The organism is Collimonas humicola, from assembly GCF_018304945.1.
Lineage (GTDB): Bacteria > Pseudomonadota > Gammaproteobacteria > Burkholderiales > Burkholderiaceae_D > Collimonas > Collimonas humicola.
Genome location: NZ_JAGQEE010000003.1, coordinates 292366 through 311206, shown reverse-complemented (window position 1 = coordinate 311206; position 18841 = coordinate 292366). Strand labels below are relative to the sequence as shown.

The window sequence follows — 18841 nt, the reverse complement described above, 5'->3', positions numbered from 1 at the left end:
CACTGCGATAAGCCGTAATCATGTTTAACTACGGGAATGTGGCTGAGATCGGCGCTCATTGCTTATTCCTTTCCATTTGACGTGCAGTGAAATTTGGTGTCGATAGGTGGGCGCCGTAACGGTGGCAATACATTTTTTCCGGCAAGGTAGTACTGTTTCCAGGCATCGTCACCGCTAGATAACTCTGATAGTTTGGCTTTTTGCCCGGAGTAGAACACGGTACCCTCCGTCAAATAGAGGTCATTCTTCCCGATGATTACCGGTGATGCGGCCTTCCAAGTTCTCCCCCCATCCGTCGAGTACGGCAACCGTGATCCGCTGCATCCATTGCCACCTGATTCACAGTCGATATTGCCGCGCACAATCGGTGCGACGAGATACTGGTCGTTGGCGGCGTCGATGATGAAGTCGGTACGCAGGTTATAACCGGCCATAAAATAGGAAACCCGACTGCGGATATTGTGAGCGGTATCCGTGTAATACAGATCGGCACTGGAACAGGCTTCCGCCCGCAGCGGCACAATCTCAAAAAAGCGTTGTTCGTCTATCCGGTACGCCACCTGCGGCTGTGCCACCGGCCCGCTGTAAGGCGGTTCGCTGCCGGAGGTTCTGTGCAAGGCGCAGGCACTGAGTAGAACGCCGGCGAGAAGCATGGCTGCGCAGGTCAATGTTTTTGATGAGTGGGTCATGCGGTGGCCTGTGAATTTAAGGTGGCGTAAGCAGCGTCGTTGGCGGCGCGGTAGTCGGTGAGAAACTTGGTGTCGAAGGCCAACGGCGCGCTGTTGAGGATCAGCGTATCGGGTCCGCGGGTCTTGAGGTACAGCATCGCGCACAAGGCAATCATCGTGCCCTGGCTGTGGGCGACGATGTTGATCGGCTCATTGACCACATCGGTGCGGATGGTGTCGACCAGATGCGCCAGCCGGCGCGCGGCGTGGACGAAGTACATCCGGTCCGGGCAATCATTGAGTTGCCGCCCCAGCGGGCCGCTATCCTTCAGATCGACTAGCCCGCCGAGGATCTTACGCTGGAAGCCGCCTTTCCAGAATTGCAGCAGATTGTTCGTGCCGTTCTGGAATGGGCCGCCGGCCCAGGCAAAATCGTCCCCCAGGTAATTACCGAAACGGTCGAGAAAGCCACTGTCAGGCTCATCGCGGGCAGGGTGCACGTCATGGTCGATCAGGACTTTGTAGAGGTTCTCGTGGGCGACGCTGTAGCCCCAGTAGAACGGAATGACGGGGGAATGGTAGTGAACACCATCTTTCTTTCGCATGAAGCGGTGTTTATCCACCGGATCAGGAACAAGTTCCTCTAAGTCGGTTCTACCCAGACGCACTTTTAATCCAGCAGCAAATTGCGCAGCCGCATCCTTGTACCATTCTCCCTGGCTATTCACGCCATGCACAAAGATAACTGTACCGGGCATTAACGACCCAACGTCAAACGTATGGGTCCGTACTGCTATATCCTGTGCGATGCCGGTACATTTCCCTTCGCACCACTGCGACAGGCCGTAATCATGTTTGACCACTGGAATATGACTGAGATCGTTGCTCATGCTTCATTCCCTTCCATTTGGAGTGCAGTGAAATTTGCTATCGATAGGCCTTCTTTGGGGATTGGAAATACCCATGTTACGTATCATTCCACGTCGCCAATCCTTCCAGCCTTGACCATCTTTAGAAATATCCAAAGTCTCTGCCTCATCGTTGGTTTCTATATAAAAATTTGAATTAATTAGACGAATTGGCCCATTGTTAAACCGCGTTTCAACCGCCTTCCAAGTCCTCCCCCCATCCGTCGAGTACGGCAACCGTGATCCACTGCACCCATTGCCACCTGATTCGCAATCGATATTGCCGCGCACAATCGGTGCGACGAGATACTGGTCGTTGGCCGCGTCGATGATGAAGTCGGTACGCAGGTTATAACCGGCCATAAAATAGGAAACCCGACTGCGGATATTGTGAGCGGTATCCGTGTAATACAGATCGGCACTGGAACAGGCTTCCGCCCGCAGCGGCACAATCTCAAAAAAGCGTTGTTCGTCTATCCGGTACGCCACCTGCGGCTGTGCCACCGGCCCGCTGTAAGGCGGTTCGCTGCCGGAGGTTCTGTGCAAGGCGCAGGCACTGAGTAGAACGCCGGCGAGAAGCATGGCTGCGCAGGTCAATGTTTTTGATGAATGGGTCATGCGGCGGCCTGTGAATTTAAGGTGGCGTAAGCAGCGTTTTCTTGTCCTGTGAAATATAAATGGCATCTGCACTTTCAGAGTAGTTCGCGTCTTTATGAAGAGCACTGGTTAACGGTGTGGTGCATCCCTGCAAAGCCAACGCGCCGAATGCCAAGCCAATACAGAGAATTTTTCTACGTTTTATGGTCATCACTCCTAAATAAAAAGAGAATAAATAGAAAAATAATTTTGCATCTTCCGCCTCCTATTTGAGCAACACGAATCCCAGTCGAAACCGGAACTATTTCGAAGGGCTGCTATCACGATGTCGGCAAGTCCGACCGCTTGAAGCTCCTGATTACTCCGAACAATCCTAGGCAACGCCATCTGTTTCAGATCGCCACATTGTGCTTGCATCATTGGATGGCCTTTCCCCAAACCGGCTGCAAGGCCTGTATCAATTTTTATTGCCGGAAAATACCGAATGGTTTTTTCTTCGCCAGCGCTGACAGCGCATCATTACCGGTTTTGTTGGAAACTATATTGCCGGCGGCATGGGTGATTTCATAATCATGGACCGGCGCATTCAACCCTCGGTTGCCTGTGTAATGTGTCTGCAACTGCTGTGCCAGATCGACGCGATTGAACTGCGGCATGTCGATTGCAACGCCGGCCGGTCCGACAAACGAACGGCCGCCTGACTTCACTACAAACTGACCGCTCATGCCAAAGGTGACGCCACCGCCTTCCAATTTCATATAGGTGCCATCTGCCAACGCCAATGTGATGTTGGACTTTGCGTGGAGCACAATGCCGTCCTTAGTTGATGTCACAGTGAAGAGCTTTTCCGCAGTCAATTCGATATTATTGTTCTGCGCCTGTTGGATAATTTTTCCCTGATTGGCAATCGTGCGGACCTCGCCATGGCGCGCGTATTGTTCGATGTCCTGGCCGGCGCTGTGCATAATCGACTGCTCAGCGTAATGCTGCTGATTGCGTTCGGCGATGGTGTCGATATTCTGCCCAGCGTACTGGGTATGGTCTTTGGGGGTCGCGCTGGCAATGCCGGCAGCGCCGCTGATGGCGATGATGGCTTGACCACCGATGGCTTTGCCTTTGGCGTCGACTTCATCATTGGTACCATGTCCCATGGCATCAACTGCTTGACTTAAATCTCGCTGCGGTTGCAGGTCGCGCTGGCCACCCTGGCAATCAACTGCGGCCTTACCGAGGTCCTTCGCAATCGCCAAGGCATGCTCCAGGCATACCACCAATTCGTCACGGCTTAAGGTGCCGCCTATTGCCTTAGCACGGCCATCCGTGGACAGCAACAAACCTTTACTGCTGCGTATCGCACCAGCCCCTTCTGTTTCGAGAGAAAATCCTTCCCCGCGCGGATCCTTGCGACCCTGATTATCCTCAATACGGGTGATGTACCCTAAACTCAGCTGACTGTGCAGGTGGTCCGATTTCAGCTGCGCCTGAATCTTGCCCTCACTATCGTCCATCACCAGGTGGTTGCTTCTCCCTCCTGCAGCGTTACCCCCGCCCGGCGTGAGCTCCCTGGACCGAAAGCCTGACAACGCTTGCTGGCTAGGTAGCTGCCATGGTGGTAAATTGCTCTGGTTATGGACGCGGCCCGTGCAGATTGGCAAATCCGGATTGCCGCTGATGAAGCCGATGAGAACTTCCTGTCCCATACGCGGGATATGCACGCCACCCAGCTGATTACCCGCCCATGGCGAAGAAACGCGGACCCAGCAGCAGCTGTTCTGGTCGTTTTTCCCCAAGCGGTCCCAGTGAAACTGTATCTTGATACGCCCCAGATCGTCAGTCCAAAGGTCCTGATTTTCTGGACCCACTACGATGGCGGATTCCACGCCGTACATCTTCGGCACCGGTGTCTTGCTGGCGGGACGGTAACCTCCGGCGCCGCGCAATGGATAGACATCAAAATCGACTTCCACTTCGTGGCGTTGCGCGTTCGGATTACCCGGGCTTTGGGTTTCTTGGGCGACTTCCCGGATGGTCAGCTTGGTGCTGAGAATCAGGTAGTCAATATTGGCGGTGTTGCGCGGGTGACCGCTGAGCTTGAAACTGTGGCCTGGCTGCATGCCCTTGAGATGACCACTGCCGTAGGCACGATAAGCCTTGCAATGCAGCTGCTCCATGCGAATACGGGCCAGGAATTGGCCCTCATCCAACGGCACATTGGTCGCCTGGTTCGGGCCGGCTTTGGGTTGTACGTAATGGCTATGTCCGCTGCTTGGTTTGTGCCACTCATACACTTCGTGCTGATTGTGGCCGGCATCCTTAATTGGGTCTTCCTGGGTGACGGTCAGGTCAGCGCGCGGTCTGGTGTAATCAAAATCCCTGGTCGTAAAAATACCGGATGCGAGCTTATTTGCCGGGACGAAGGCGTGGATATACTCTTCGTCAATCTTGGCGTTCGGCGTGTGAAACAGGACCGTTTGATACGCTTCACTGGCATTGGGCCGATAACCGCCCATGTAGTCGGTAAAAATGAGACGGTGTTTGCCCTCGCTATGCTCAAAGAAATAGGAAATTCCCCATGTTTCGCACAACCGGCTTACAAAATGAAAAGTGCTTTCGTTGAACTGGGTGGTGTAGTCGCGCTTTGGATAGGTGTCGATTAAACGCCATTCAATCGAATAGTTCAGGCCGGACAGCGATTCATCGATGACTTCCTTGACCGTCTTGTCCTGAAAAATCGTGCAGTCGGTGATAAGGGTGGCCATAGCCAGCCAAGGCTTTAGCCGAACTTCATAGAACGCGTATCGCCCCTCTACACGCAAGAACCTGGCATCGTCAATGATACCGTTGATTTCGCGTACGCCAGCGCCGACATTGCCCATCCCGCTCATACCCATTTGTCCGGCAACGAAACTGCCGCTGCCCTCCAATTGGATTTGCACCGACATTTCCTGCCCCAGCCATTCCTGTGTCTTGAAGTCCGCAGTCTGGCTAATCAGGTGGTTTAAGGCATCTGGAGTCTTCAGGATGACCTGATAGTCGAATAGACTGTCCACGCCCTCTGTGCCGATCATCGATACCGCCACTAATGCCGGCTCTCCCATGAGCACCGGAATCACGGAACTGCTCACGCTGAGCGTGCGGCTGGAGAATTTGTCAAATGGGGAAGTCATGTTCGGTCATCCTTTAGCTGTTTGTTCATTTCGCGACGGTATGCTGCGGTTATTTTTCCCGCACGCCCCATAGTTCCAGGCGTAATCCAGGGAAATCGCCGGCGATATGCATCGCCAGGCCACCGTGCTTGAGAATGTGTTCCCACATCGGGCCGCTATTGCCGAGCTCGTAATAGACGAAACCAGCGTTAAATGGAATTTGTCGCGGCGGCACTGGCAATGGCGACATGCTGATGCCGGGCAGATGCGAGCGAATCAGCTCCGGCAGGCGGTCGGATGGACCGACCTTGCTTTGCGCGGCGAACTGCGTGACCAGCAAATCCGGTGGCATCTGCGCAGCGACCGCGAGCACGACGTTGCCGAAACTTTGCAGTGTGGCCGGGTCAATCGACGCCAGACGCATGCCGTGTGGCCGGACTTCGAAGTCGATGCGTTGCGCACTGCGCACTAGCACTTCGTTCAGCATCGCATGCACGTCGTCGGTCAAATCCTTGAAGGTGACGTAGGGATTGACGTGCTGGTAAGCCGGCCACTTCTTTGGACGACGGGTGGTGGTCCGCACAAACGTCGACAGTTCGCCTCCGAAGCTGCACAACAATGTATATAGGGCTTCGGGTGAAGTTTCCTGCACCGTAAGCATATGGTTGAGCAATGGCTCGTAGCGGTTGAGGATTTGCAGGAGTAGATAATCGGAGACCTCGGCGGCGTCCGACGCCTTACCGTCGGCGCCGGTCAGGCGCGATGCCAGCGTGTTCCCGCGCAGATGGGTCAAGCCTTGGATTTTTGTCACCCAACTGGACAATAGTGTATTCGTGCCAATACCCGTCACCGGCGGAATCAGATTGAAGTCCAGTTCGGCGCTGCCATCCGAATGCAGCGCGGTGACCTTGGCAATCGGCAGTCCAATCCAGGCGTCCGTCAATTCCTTGTGCGGCAGCAGACGCAAGCGCAACTGTGCCAGCTGCACCAGCTTGGGACCCTGGCCAATCGAGTTGGCATCGCGCAGTTCTTCATCTATTACTGCGTAGCGCGCCAGCGACCCGCCACTACCTTCATCGAAAGTAGCTTCTTCAGCATTCGGCGTGCGAATCGGCACTGCCAGGTAAATCAGCTGGTCAATGTGTTCCGGTTGAATGGTCAACGGCGGAGGTGGCGGCGTTTGTGCCGGCATCTGGAACGGGGTGCCATCGGTAAAAACGCCAGCGGCGCTGGAAATCACCAGTTTGCCAAGCGAGAGTGAGCCAATGTCAATGGCATAACGATGAAACCCCCAGTAGAACGGGGTCGATGACGCCGCGCGCAAATGCGCGTAGCTTTCCAGATAGCGCTCTTGCTGCTGAAAGAGTTGGGGCCGTAGGAACAACCCTTCGGTCCAGATGACTTTGTTATGCCAGCTCATGAAATGCGCGCTTTCTACTTGATCTCGGTGATGTTGATGTCTTTGGTTCGCAGCTCAATATTCAGCTTGGCCTTGGGCGAAGGTAATATGCTGCGATACCAGGCGGCTTCCGGAGCGTCGGACAGTTTGTAGACTTCGCGCCAGGTGGCATTGGGTAAATCGCGATACGCGGCCAGCACACCGATGACGGCGGTGTCGGCGTAGGATGCACGGCGAATGGTTTTACTGTCGCCGGGTCGTAGGATGAATTCGTCCTTGACCAGCATGTCGGCGCCTAGCACGGCTTTGTCGGTATTCTGTAACGTAAAAAAATCGGCTTGCTTGAATGCCTCGTCCGACTTCAATTCATAGACGCGCACCATGATAGGCGCGGCTTGTCCCTGGTCAGTCGGATTGACGTTGTCGGCGGCGTGAATCGTGATGTCGAGTTTGGTCGGCTCCTTGACCACCTGGGCCTGACCAATCGCCGGAATGACGAGCAGCTGGAGCATCAGGCTCGACAGAACTGCAAGACACCAGCGACGGAAATGTGTTCGAAGAGAGTTCATGAAATTATCTGGTCATTCTCGAGGACAACTCTGGTCTAACTAAATACTGGGACCGGATACGCACACAGGCGTACCCAGTCCCAGACGGGGTAATACAGCTGCAGTTAGCCTTCTTTGTTGGCCTTGATGTCGTAGCTGGCGGTCACTGCACCGCCGCTACCGCCTTGCGCGTTCTGCACCATGTACTCTTGCATGACTTTGGCGAACGACAGGCGTACGTGTTCGGAAATCCGCTCGTCCTTGCTGCTGCCTGAAGGCTTGACCATCGTCACGATGACATCACTCATGGTCAGTTTCAGGTATTCCAACGGATTGCCGCCGGCTTTACGCACCACGAGCACTGCGGTATCGATGTGCTTGCCACTCAGGCAGTACTTCATCAGGTTAGGGCTGGAGCGGTCAACGAAATGCTCGAATGTCAGGTCTTCGACTGTCGCCTTGCCTGCGCCGCCGCCGCTGCCGGAATGCATATTGGTATCCTGGCGAATTTCCCAGCTCCAGTTGCTGACTTCGATTTCGTTCTTGTGCTTGTCGTCGCCAGATTCACCTTCGATGCCAGCGATTTTGATAAAAATATCTTGTGCCATAGTCATATTCCTTCTATTAACGTTGAAAAGGTACTACCTAAAAAAGCAGATGAACTTGCGGTATTCATGTTCCTTCTGCCGACTGCAACCACCCTTTGATAAAACTACAGCCGCAACATGAGGCGACGATTACAACGCCTCATGTTTCATCAAGCAGCTTGCTTAATGGACGGCAGCTTGGCGACGAGTCGCAGCGAAACAGTCAAACCTTCCAGTTGGAAATGAGGACGCAGGAAGAACTTCGCGCTGTAGAAGCCAGGGTTGCCTTCGATTTCTTCCACCACAACTTCGGCCGCAGCCAACGGACGCTTGGCTTTGGTTTCTTGAGAAGAATTAGCTGGGTCAGCATCGACGTAATGCATAATCCATTCATTCAACCAGCGCTGCATATCTTCGCGCTCCTTGAAGGCGCCGATTTTGTCGCGCACGATGCATTTCAGGTAGTGCGCAAAGCGTGAGCTCGCAAACAGGTACGGCAGGCGCGCCGACAGATTGGCGTTGGCCGTTGCATCGGCATCGTGATATTCCTGCGGCTTTTGCAGAGACTGGGCGCCGATGAAGGTTGCATGGTCGGTGTTCTTGCGATGCACCAGCGGGATATAGCCGGCGCGCGCCAACTCGGCTTCGCGACGGTCGGAAATGGCGATTTCTGTCGGACATTTCATGTCGATACCACCGTCATCTGTCGGGAAGGTATGGCATGGCAGGTTTTCGACAGTACCGCCGGATTCGACGCCGCGAATCATGGTGCACCAGCCGTAGTTCTTGAAGCTGCGGTTGATATTGACCGCCATCGCGTAGGCAGCATTGCTCCAGATGTACTTCTTGTGGTCGGCGCCGTCGGTTTGCTCTTCAAAATTGAATTCGTCAACCGGGTTGGTCTTTGCGCCATACGGCAGGCGCGACAGGAAGCGCGGCATGGCCAGGCCGATGTAGCGAGCGTCGTCGGTATCGCGCAACGAATTCCAGGCGGCGTGTTCCAGATTCGAGGTAATCTTGGCCAAATCGCGTGGGTTGGCCAATTCCTGCCAACTTTCCATTTGCAAAGAAGATGGCGAGCCGCCCGCAATGAACGGAGCGTGTGCCGCCGCGGAGATTTTGGCAATCGCGCTCAGCAGTTCCACGTCAGGCGGTGTGTGGTCGAAATAGTAATCGGCAACCAGGCAGCCGTATGGCTCACCACCGAGTTGGCCAAACTCTTCTTCGTAGATGCGCTTGAAGACTGGGCTTTGGTCCCACGCAATGCCCTTATGACGGCGCATGGTGCGGCGCAATTCGTCCTTGGAGACATCCATCACGCGGATTTTAAGTTGCTCATCCGTTTCCGTATTGGTGACCAAGTGACTCAGGCCACGCCAGGCCGACTCCAGTTGCTGGAATTCTTCTTTGTGCAGAATCAGATTGATTTGCTCGGACAACTTACGGTCAATCTCAGCGATGACAGATTCGATAGCCGAATAGGCGTCGTCGCTGATGGTTTGCGTATTGGCCAGCGCTTGCTGCGCCAGGGTACGCACGGCAGCTTCGACCGCGCCGCGCGCCTGGTCGGTTTTTGGCTTGAATTCTCGGTCAAGTAAGGCCGAGAATTCATCGGGAGTAGCGAATTGGACGGCAGTTGATTTCGCAGTTGCGCTGGCAGCATTCGTTTTTTGGACGCTCATGATGTTCTTTCTCTCTTAGTTCAGCTTGGTTGCAGTGTCGGCACCATTCGGCTTGGGTGTCGCAGCCAGTGCCTGCATCAAGGCGGGGTCTTGCAACAGCTTGTTGACCAGGCCTTCCGCACCGGACTTGCCGTCCATGTAGGTTTGCAGATTGGAGAGCTGTGTGCGCGCTTGCAGCAGCTGGTTCAGCGCATCGACTTTGCTGGCGACTGCCGCCGGCGAGAAATCGTCCATGCTCTCGAAGGTGATGTCGACCATCAGATGTCCGTCGCCAGACAAAGTATTCGGCACCGAGAAAGCGACGCGTGGGGCAATCGCTTTCATGCGCTCATCGAAATTGTCGATATCGATTTCAAGAAATTTGCGATCTGCAACCGCTGGCAGCGGCGCGACCGGCTTGCCTGATAAATCGGCCAGTACGCCCATGACAAATGGCAGTTCGATTTTCTTTTCGGCGCCGTAGATTTCAACGTCGTATTCAATCTGTACGCGGGGCGCGCGATTGCGGGCGATGAATTTTTGCGAATTATTGCTGCTGCTCATAAAAACTCCCTTCAAGTAAGGTGGGGCGATGATGCGATTGTGGTGATGGGCTTAGTCGTAACTGGTCTCGTAGCGAAGCCCTCCATCTGCGTGCTGGGGGGCAAAGTCGAGATGAATACGGGTAATGCTGCGATGTGTATTGCGGTTTTCTTCCAACGAGGCAAACCAGAGCCGCGACAGCTTGGGCAAAATGCGCTGTTCAATGAAACTGACCAGCAACCGTGCGCCGGATTCGGAAGTACCGCATTGGTCAACGATGTGCGCAACCACCGCGTCGCTGATTTCCAGAACAACGTGGTGTTGTGTGCGCATGCGCGCAATGACTTTATCCAGATGCAGTCGAACAATGCGAACGAGAGATGCGTCGTCCAGCGGCAAATATGGCACCACAGCGAGACGGCCTAGGAAGGCTGCGGGAAAGACTTTGCGCAGCTCAGGTTGCAAGGCTGTCGCAAGCACCTCCGCGGTAGGCGCCGTGTCCGGGTCCTCACACAAAGCAGAAATCAATTCCGAACCGGAGTTGCTGGTTAAAAGAATGACTGTGTTTTTGAAATCGATGAATTTTCCTTCTCCATCCGCCATCCAGCCTTTGTCGAAGACTTGAAAGAACATTTCATGTACATCGGGATGGGCTTTTTCGATTTCGTCGAGCAATACAACGCTGTAGGGCCGACGACGTACGGCTTCAGTCAATACTCCTCCCTCGCCATAGCCGACATACCCCGGCGGTGAGCCTTTCAGCGTGGAGACCGTGTGCGCTTCCTGATACTCACTCATATTCACGGTGATGAGATTCTGTTCGCCGCCGTAGAGCGTCTCAGCCAGTGCCAGTGCCGTTTCGGTCTTACCGACACCGGAAGGTCCGACCAGCAGGAATACACCGACCGGCTTATTCGGGTCAGTGAGACGTGCCTTGGAAGTCAAAATGCGCTCACCCAACATTGCCAGCGCGTGCGGCTGCCCAATGACGCGCTGCTCTAGTGTCTGGGGTAACTCCAGCACCGCGCTGATTTCGTCCTTGACCATTCTACCCAGGGGTATTCCGGTCCAATCCGACACAATCGCAGCAACGACGGCTTCACCGACATGCGGGGTGATAAGCGGCGTATCTTGCTGTAGTGCCGTAAGTTTCATTTCCAACTCACTCAGCTCCGATAGTGTCGGAAGCGATGCGCTATCGTTCTTATCCTCGGCTGCATCTTGTGCAGCAAGCAGTGCGCTGCGTTTATGAATGATTTCTTCGACGAGCGCCCTCTCTTCATGCCAGCGCGCTTCGAGTTCGGATAGTTCTTGTTGAAGAGTAGACAGCCAAACTTCAACCTCTGACAGGCGCTGCGTGTTGGCATGGCCGACGCTGGCTTCACGAACAATCAGTTCTCGTTCAAGTTGTGCCGCTGCCAGACCTTGACGAAGATATTCCACGCGCGCAGGCGGAGTATGCAACGACATGGCTACCCGCGCGCACGCGGTATCGAGCAGACTAATCGCTTTATCCGGCAACTGACTCGCAGGTATGTAGCGGTGGGACAAGGTGACGGCAGCGCGTACCGCATCGTCCATAATCCAGACCTTATGGTGCTCGGTAAAAGTGCTGACCAGTCCGCGCACCATGTTGATTGCTGCGACTTCTTCTGGCTCCATCACTTGCAGCACCTGGAAGCGACGCGTCAACGCCGGGTCCTTTTCGATATGGCGTTTGTATTCGCTCCATGTGGTGGCGCCGACCGTGCGCAGCGTGCCGCGCGCCAGGGCCGGCTTCAACAGATTCGCCGCATCGCCGGTACCGGCTTGCCCGCCGGCGCCAATCAAGGTGTGAATTTCATCAATGAACAAAATGACCGGCGCCGGGGAGCGTGTCGCTTCTTCAAGCAATCCCTTTAGGCGCGACTCGAATTCACCCTTCATGCTAGCGCCGGCCAGCAATGCGCCGACATCCAGGCTCAGTAGACGGACTTCGCGCAATGCAGGAGGCACTTCCTGTTTGGCAATCGCAATCGCCAGGCCCTCGACGACGGCCGTTTTACCGACGCCGGCTTCCCCGGTAAGCAAGGGATTGTTTTGACGCCTGCGCAGCAAAATGTCGACCATGGTGCGAATTTCATGCTCGCGACCGATAACCGGGTCAATGCGGCCGGTACGGGCGCTTTCTGTCAGGTCGGTGCAATACTGCGCCAGCGGCGATTTATCCGACACCGGGTTCGCCATTGCGCGACTAGCTTCCCCCGGCACGGCGGCAGACAAACCGGAACCATCGTGTGATGATTCGTGATTTTCTGGCGATTCAAGCACAATTGCAGGTAGAAGGTCGGCAAGGTCTTGCGACGGGATTTTGGAAAACGCAGGAGAGATACCCAGCAGTACGCGTCGCAATTCCGGTGTTTCAATCAGCGCGCACAGCAACCATGCACCACGGATGCGATAGTCACCCGCCAGTAAAGTGGCTGTCACCCATGCGCGTTCAATCGCGGTTTCGATATGATGAGAAAAATCGCTGATGGAAGTCGCCCCCGCTGGCAGCGCCGCCAAGGCAGATGCCAAGTCTCGGTCCAACGTCGCGGCATCAATTTGAAAATGCCGCAGTACCCGCTGCCAATCGCCATCGGGAAGTTGATGCAACTGGTTCAGCCAATGCACCAACTCGACATAGGGATTGCCGCGCAGCTTGCAAAAGGCGGTTGCAGATTCGACCGCCTTAAAAAGCGTGGTATCGAGTTTGCCGAAAAGAATATGACGGGAAAGGCTCATCGTGAGGGACCTGCTTTGTTTTGTTTTTCTGCGTGGCACCGCAGTGGGGACGGAAATTGTGCCGAATAACGAGAAGAATTTTTGCTAACGCCGTGTGCATTTCACGGCTCTTCATCGAATTTCAAAAATGATTAATCTCTTTTTTTTCTCAAATTATTTCTCACTAGATATGCCAGCAGATAATTCCACAGTCAAATCAAATTAGCGATAAGACAAGTCTCGATTTCACTATTGTTTGCAAATATTTTTATCGAGCAAAAGTCATGAAATGTTAAGCAATGTCATTGTTCATCAAGTGCGTTTTTCGACGTGTTATTTTTGGTCGAAACACATTCGAGAAAATGAAAGCGAACGATGCGAACAATGATGTTCAGCTCGAAATTTTTCACTAATTGCACGCAGCGCTTAGGGTCCTGGTCACATGTGAATTGCATAAAAAGCGAATGACTCAAGAGTCAATTGTCTGATTTGTTGTTGTGGTAGAGACGCAAAGATGGCCAGTCGCTAAGCGATATCGGTCGCTCGCTGGGCAAGCATGCGTCGCCGATACATGCAATAGTTAAAACGCACCGCTGAATCATGCCGGTGTTCAGGAAACAGTCTGCGCGAGCGCTGACGCCGGTGGAAATCCTGTCGCCACATTTCAATGAAAGCGGCCACCTCGTTCAGCGTCGAGAACCATTGATCATTGAGGAATTCTTCACGAAACCGTCGACTAAAAATTTCGATTTACGCGTTCTGGGTTGCCTTACCGAGTTGCGTAAATATGATCTGTATGCAGCGACGCTTTCTTACCGCTTAGCCAGCTTTGCAATAAAGCCTGTAGACGCGTTTGACATTGATGGCCCAGCCTTCTCGTTGCAACAAGGTATGAGTCCGCCGGCAACCGAAACGCCGCCCCCCGGCAAGCATGATTAATACGATGTCTCCGAGAAGACGTGCTTGCGGCACAGCTCCTTTATCGATAAAGCGGTATTGGCTTCCTTCAAAAATTCAATGATCTGTTCTTTAGCAAGTCGCTTCTTCATCGTCCGTTCTTTTGCGAATCGGCCCCTACTGCGTTATGAAGCTCATGTTGGGGAGCAGGCCAGTGGCGAGTCAGTGAGCCAACTTGATGCTTCTTAAAAATGCGGGATATTTTTTGCATATTGCAATAGATATAGCGGCATGGTTTTACTCGGATATTTTTTTAAGACGCGTCCAATTGCTAAATGTTGAAAAAAATTGCAAATTCACAAAAACAATTTTCATCATCATTATGGAGATAAAAACTGTGAATCAAGATTTATCAGATAGCAATGGACTCTGGAATGAAGACCTGGCGCCGACCAAGGCCAGTCAACGTACCTGGCGCTGGTATCACTTTGCTGCGCTGTGGATCGGCATGGTGATGTGTATTCCTGCCTACACACTTGCTGCCAGCCTGATTGAGGGCGGTATGTCGTGGAAGCAGGCTGTGGCGACGGTGTTTCTGGCTAATGTCATAGTGTTGTTGCCAATGTTATTGATTGGCCATGCCGGCACGAAATATGGCATTCCTTATGCCGTGCTTGCACGTTCTTCGTTCGGCACCGCTGGTGCACGTTTGCCAGCTTTGTTGCGCGCGATTGTCGCCTGCGGCTGGTACGGGATTCAGACTTGGTTTGGCGGCATGATGATCTATACCTTGATCGGTGTGTTGCTCGGTCATTCTCTCGGCGGCGACAAGATCGCCGGACTAGGCATCAATGCTGCGCAATTTGCGTGCTTTGTCGGGTTCTGGGCCATTCAATTCTGGTACATCGTGCATGGTATTGAGTCGATTCGCAAGTTGGAAACTTATACCGCGCCGATCAAGATCGTGATCTGCTTTGTCCTGCTTGGCTGGGTATACAACAAGGCTGGCGGTTTCGGCCCAATGCTTGAACAACCGTCGCAATTCGTAGCCGGAGGGAAAAAAGCCGGGCAGTTCTGGGCGGTCTTCTGGCCGTCGCTCACTGCAATGGTCGGGTTCTGGGCCACCTTGGCATTGAATATCCCGGATTTCACCCGTTTTGCCAAAACGCAGCGGGATCAGGTGATTGGGCAGGCGGTTGGCTTGCCTGTGCCAATGGGTCTCCTGGCAATGCTGGCTGTGGTCGTGACGTCGGCTACAGTTGTTCTCTATGGCGAGGCGATATGGGACCCAGTCGACCTGGCCAGTCGCATGACCGGTGCTGCTGTGCTGATTGCTCTGATTGTTCTCTTGATTGACACCGCTAGCGTGAATCTGGCCGCGAATCTGGTTGGCCCGGCTTATGATTTTTCATCGCTCAGCCCAAAGCATATTTCCTACAAGGCCGGCGGCTATCTGACAGCCTTCATTGCGATCGCGATGATGCCGTGGAAAATACTGGAAAGCTCCCAAGGTTACATTTTCACTTGGTTGATCGGCTATTCCGCACTGCTAGGTCCGATCGCCGGCGTTCTTATTGTTGATTACTATTTGATCCGAAAAACGCAACTGGATGTCGATGAACTCTATAAGCACAACGGAAAATATTCATACGGCAACGGCTGGAATACGGCCGCGATTATCGCTTGTGTTCTTGGTGTGCTGCCGAATATTCCGGGATTTTTGAATGCGGCTTTCCCGGTGTCTTTTCCGGATATCCCGAATGGTTTCAAGATAATTTACACCTACGCCTGGTTTGTGGGTGTTGCCATTTCTGCTCTTGTCTATGGTGTGTTGATGGTCAGGAAGCAGGAGTCTTTTCCGGTTGTTCCTGTGCGTCAGCGTTGAGGAAAAATATCATGTCCATCGTAATTTGCGGCGGTACTGTGGTTAACGCAGACAGTGAGTTTCGCGCAGACGTTCTGTGCAAGGACGGAAAGATCGTCGCTATCGGCGAAAATCTCGACATCCCGCCTGGTACGGAAGTGATTGATGCCGGCGGTCAGTATGTGCTGCCAGGTGGTATTGATCCGCACACTCACATGCAGTTACCTTTCATGGGGACAGTCACTGCCGATGATTTTTTTACCGGCACGGCTGCGGGCCTGGCCGGTGGCACGACCACGATCATGGATTTCGTCATACCTAATCCACGGCAATCCTTGATGGAGGCGTATCAGACCTGGCGCGGCTGGGCCGAGAAGTCGGCATGCGACTACACTTTCCACGTCGCGGTCACGTGGTGGGACGAGTCGGTATACGCCGACATGGGAATCCTGGTCCGGGATCATGGCGTCAATAGCTTTAAGCATTTCATGGCCTACAAGAACGCGATCATGGCGAACGATGAACTGTTGGTGAAGAGTTTCGCCCGTTCATTGGAACTGGGGGCGATGCCGACGGTACATGCGGAGAACGGCGAACTGGTTTTTCAGTTGCAACAGGCGCTGCTGAAACAAGGGAGGACTGGTCCGGAGGCACATCCATTGTCGCGTCCGCCGGTGGTTGAAGGCGAGGCCGTCAACCGCGCAATCGCCATTGCGAATGTACTCAACACACCCATTTATATTGTGCACGTTTCTTGTGCCGACTCGCTGGAAGCAATTGCTCGAGCACGCTCCAAAGGTCAGCGGGTATTTGGCGAAGCACTGGCCGGCCACTTGGTGGTTGACGACAGCGTGTATTGCAATGCTGATTTTAATTTCGCAGCCGCGCATGTGATGAGTCCGCCGTTTCGCTCCAGGCAACATCAGGCGGCACTTTGGCAAGGTTTGCAAACCGGCGATTTGCATACGACCGCAACTGATCACTGCACTTTTTGCGAAGAACAGAAAGCGAACGGACGCGATGACTTCACCAAGATTCCGAACGGCTGTGGCGGTATCGAAGACCGGATGGCCGTGATCTGGGACGCTGGAGTGAACGCAGGAAAATTGACGCCCTCGGAATTCGTCCGTGTGACGTCAAGCAATGCGGCGCAGATTTTTAATATGTTCCCGCGCAAAGGCGCCATTGCGGTGGGCTCAGATGCAGATATCGTGGTGTGGGATCCGCAAGGAGTGCGCACTATTTCTGCCGAGACGCAATTTGCCAAAGGTGGCTTCAACGTGCTGGAAGGACGCACCGTTCGCGGCATCCCTAGTCACACGCTCAGCGCGGGAAAATTGGTGTTTCGCCACGGTGAGTTGCGCGCCGTAAGAGGTGCGGGACGTCATGTGGATCGCCCGCCATTTTCGCCGATGTTGGATGCCTTGGGTTGACTGGCCAAGAGGTCTATCTCGATCCCTTTTCCGTGATGACGTGCATTTAATACATAAATAGCAGGCACAACGCCTGCGTAGATGAAGTTAAAAGATGGGATTGCAAAGAATGGATACCGACACATTGACAATAAACGGTGAGCGCCTGTGGTACTCCCTACTGGCACTCGCCGAGATCGGGGCGACAGCAAAAGGCGGCGTTAAACGTCTGGCTTTGACCGATCTGGACAAACAAGGCCGCGACTTGGTCATTTCGTGGGGCAGGGAAGCCGGTTTGCATATCACCATCGACAAAATCGGAAACGTGTTCATGCGGCGGGACGGTCTCAACAAGACGTTGCCGCCGATCATGTCAGGTAGTCATATCGACACTCAGCCCACAGGTGGAAAATTCGATGGCAATTATGGTGTGCTGGCGGCTCTGGAGGTAGTTCGTACACTGAATGAAAAAAACATCCAAACACAGGCGGCGATTGAAGTCGCGATTTGGACCAATGAAGAGGGATCGCGCTTTGTTCCCGTGATGATGGGCTCAGGCGTGTTCTGTGGCGCTTTCACTTTGGAACATGCGTACGCGGCCAGGGATACTGAAGGCAAGAGTGTACATGACGAACTTGAGCGTATTGGCTATATCGGCGACGAGCAACCAGGGCAACATCCGGTTGGGGCTTATTTCGAAGCGCATATCGAACAAGGGCCAGTATTGGAAAATGCCGGTAAAGTGATCGGTGTGGTTCCTGCGGTGCTTGGCCTTTCCTGGTACGACTGCGAAGTCACGGGGATGGAGGCGCACGCAGGCCCGACCCCGATGCCACTGCGCAAGGATGCTTTGCAAGCAGCTATAAAGATCATGCAGGAAACAGTAAATATTGCGCATCGTTATCCGCCCTACGGACGCGGCACTGTAGGCTTCATCGAGAATTTTCCGAACAGCCGCAATGTGATTCCAGGGCAGGTCAAGTTCAGCGTCGATTTGCGCAATGTCAGCGAAGTTTTGCTAAATAAAATGCACGACGAGATGTTGTCGTTTATCGAGAAACTGCGTAAAGAAACCGGACTTGAGATCAAGATTAAGCGCGTATCACATTATCCTCCCTGCCCATTTCATCCAGATTGCGTTGCTGCCGTGCGGCAAGCGGCCTCCGAGCTTGGTTATTCCACGATGGACGTGGTCTCCGGCGCTGGTCACGATGCAATCTATGTCGCCCGGTTGGCAGCCTCTGGCATGATCTTTGTGCCTTGCAAAGACGGGATCAGCCATAACGAAATCGAAGATGCCAAGCCAGAGCATCTCGAGGCTGGTTGCAATGTCTTGTTGCACGCAATATTGGATCGCGCGCAGATCGCGTCTAATTGACCTGACACTGACGGCGCGGAGCATGACCATTGAGGGCAATAAGCGGACGTCCGACAATGCATGGGGGCCCTGCCGACGAAGAAAAATGTCGCCAAATTGAAAAATATTCTCTGAACCTTCAGCGCCCAAGGCTGAACGTTCAGCCCCCTTATATGCGGGATGATTGTTTAGAGGTTCTCGCATTACTCACACCGGATGATCAATGCGCAGCGGGCGTTGGTATCGTCGTCGGTTATATAGCGCTGCGCGTCGACGAACTCGATCTGTAACCTCCACAGCAGCAACAACTTCCATACCGCGCAGGCTAAGCGGGCTGCCTAAGCACTCCAAGCAGAACACCGTGAGTGTCCGAGAGAAATCTGACACGACCTAATCAGACCGAGAGCACTTTGAAGTAACACCATATTTTCAAGCATTAGTTGTGACATTTCACTGTCGAGAAAACATAGCCGTCGCTTCTGTTTGTTGCCACTGACACGTAACCGTCT

14 protein-coding genes are annotated in these 18841 nt (G+C 53.7%); 3 read left to right on the top strand and 11 right to left on the bottom strand.

What is annotated here, in order from left to right:
• Positions 1–62: 62 nt before the first annotated feature.
• The 11 genes from KHU30_RS13010 to KHU30_RS25205 all read right to left on the bottom strand — a co-directional run bounded on the left by KHU30_RS13010 (position 63) and on the right by KHU30_RS25205 (position 13735).
• Positions 63–689, bottom strand: a complete 627-nt coding sequence (locus KHU30_RS13010; RefSeq protein ID WP_211443025.1) for a T6SS immunity protein Tli3 family protein — start codon at positions 687–689, stop codon at positions 63–65.
• On the bottom strand, positions 686–1558 hold the full coding sequence (locus KHU30_RS13005; RefSeq protein WP_211443024.1) for a T6SS effector phospholipase Tle3 domain-containing protein: 873 nt from the start codon (positions 1556–1558) through the stop codon (positions 686–688). Before KHU30_RS13005 ends, KHU30_RS13010 begins: the two co-directional genes overlap by 4 nt.
• A 3-nt stretch (positions 1559–1561) precedes the next feature.
• On the bottom strand, positions 1562–2194 hold the full coding sequence (locus KHU30_RS13000; RefSeq protein ID WP_211443023.1) for a T6SS immunity protein Tli3 family protein: 633 nt from the start codon (positions 2192–2194) through the stop codon (positions 1562–1564).
• A 443-nt stretch (positions 2195–2637) separates the two neighbouring features.
• Entirely contained in the window at positions 2638–5340 is a 2703-nt protein-coding gene (locus tag KHU30_RS12995; RefSeq protein ID WP_211443022.1) for a type VI secretion system Vgr family protein, read from the bottom strand.
• 49 nt (positions 5341–5389) lie between these two features.
• Positions 5390–6739 carry a type VI secretion system baseplate subunit TssK gene (tssK, locus tag KHU30_RS12990; protein WP_211443021.1) on the bottom strand — a complete coding sequence of 450 codons (1350 nt, stop codon included), beginning with the start codon at positions 6737–6739 and terminating at the stop codon, positions 5390–5392.
• Between the two features lie 14 nt (positions 6740–6753).
• Positions 6754–7230, bottom strand: coding sequence for a type VI secretion system lipoprotein TssJ (tssJ, locus tag KHU30_RS12985; protein ID WP_230427358.1), 477 nt, complete (start codon positions 7228–7230; stop codon positions 6754–6756).
• A 161-nt stretch (positions 7231–7391) separates the two neighbouring features.
• Positions 7392–7874, bottom strand: coding sequence for an Hcp family type VI secretion system effector (locus KHU30_RS12980; protein ID WP_211443019.1), 483 nt, complete (start codon positions 7872–7874; stop codon positions 7392–7394).
• A 149-nt stretch (positions 7875–8023) separates the two neighbouring features.
• Positions 8024–9535, bottom strand: coding sequence for a type VI secretion system contractile sheath large subunit (gene tssC / locus KHU30_RS12975; RefSeq protein ID WP_211443018.1), 1512 nt, complete (start codon positions 9533–9535; stop codon positions 8024–8026).
• A gap of 15 nt (positions 9536–9550) precedes the next feature.
• Positions 9551–10078, bottom strand: coding sequence for a type VI secretion system contractile sheath small subunit (gene tssB, locus KHU30_RS12970; RefSeq protein WP_211443017.1), 528 nt, complete (start codon positions 10076–10078; stop codon positions 9551–9553).
• Positions 10079–10129: 51 nt separating this feature from the next.
• A complete protein-coding gene (gene tssH, locus KHU30_RS12965) occupies positions 10130–12823 on the bottom strand; it encodes a type VI secretion system ATPase TssH (RefSeq protein ID WP_211443016.1) in 2694 nt (897 codons plus the stop codon).
• A gap of 798 nt (positions 12824–13621) precedes the next feature.
• Positions 13622–13735, bottom strand: a complete 114-nt coding sequence (locus tag KHU30_RS25205) for an IS3 family transposase (protein WP_407928081.1) — start codon at positions 13733–13735, stop codon at positions 13622–13624.
• 346 nt (positions 13736–14081) lie between these two features.
• Between KHU30_RS25205 and KHU30_RS12955 the strand changes: the two genes are divergently transcribed.
• From KHU30_RS12955 to KHU30_RS12945, 3 genes are all read left to right on the top strand, one after another.
• Positions 14082–15584: an NCS1 family nucleobase:cation symporter-1 gene (locus tag KHU30_RS12955; RefSeq protein WP_230427381.1), complete on the top strand. Its 1503-nt coding sequence runs from the start codon at positions 14082–14084 to the stop codon at positions 15582–15584.
• Between the two features lie 11 nt (positions 15585–15595).
• Positions 15596–16996, top strand: a complete 1401-nt coding sequence (gene hydA / locus KHU30_RS12950) for a dihydropyrimidinase (protein WP_211443014.1) — start codon at positions 15596–15598, stop codon at positions 16994–16996.
• A 109-nt stretch (positions 16997–17105) separates the two neighbouring features.
• Positions 17106–18353 carry a Zn-dependent hydrolase gene (locus KHU30_RS12945; protein WP_211443013.1) on the top strand — a complete coding sequence of 416 codons (1248 nt, stop codon included), beginning with the start codon at positions 17106–17108 and terminating at the stop codon, positions 18351–18353.
• Positions 18354–18841 lie beyond the last annotated feature (488 nt).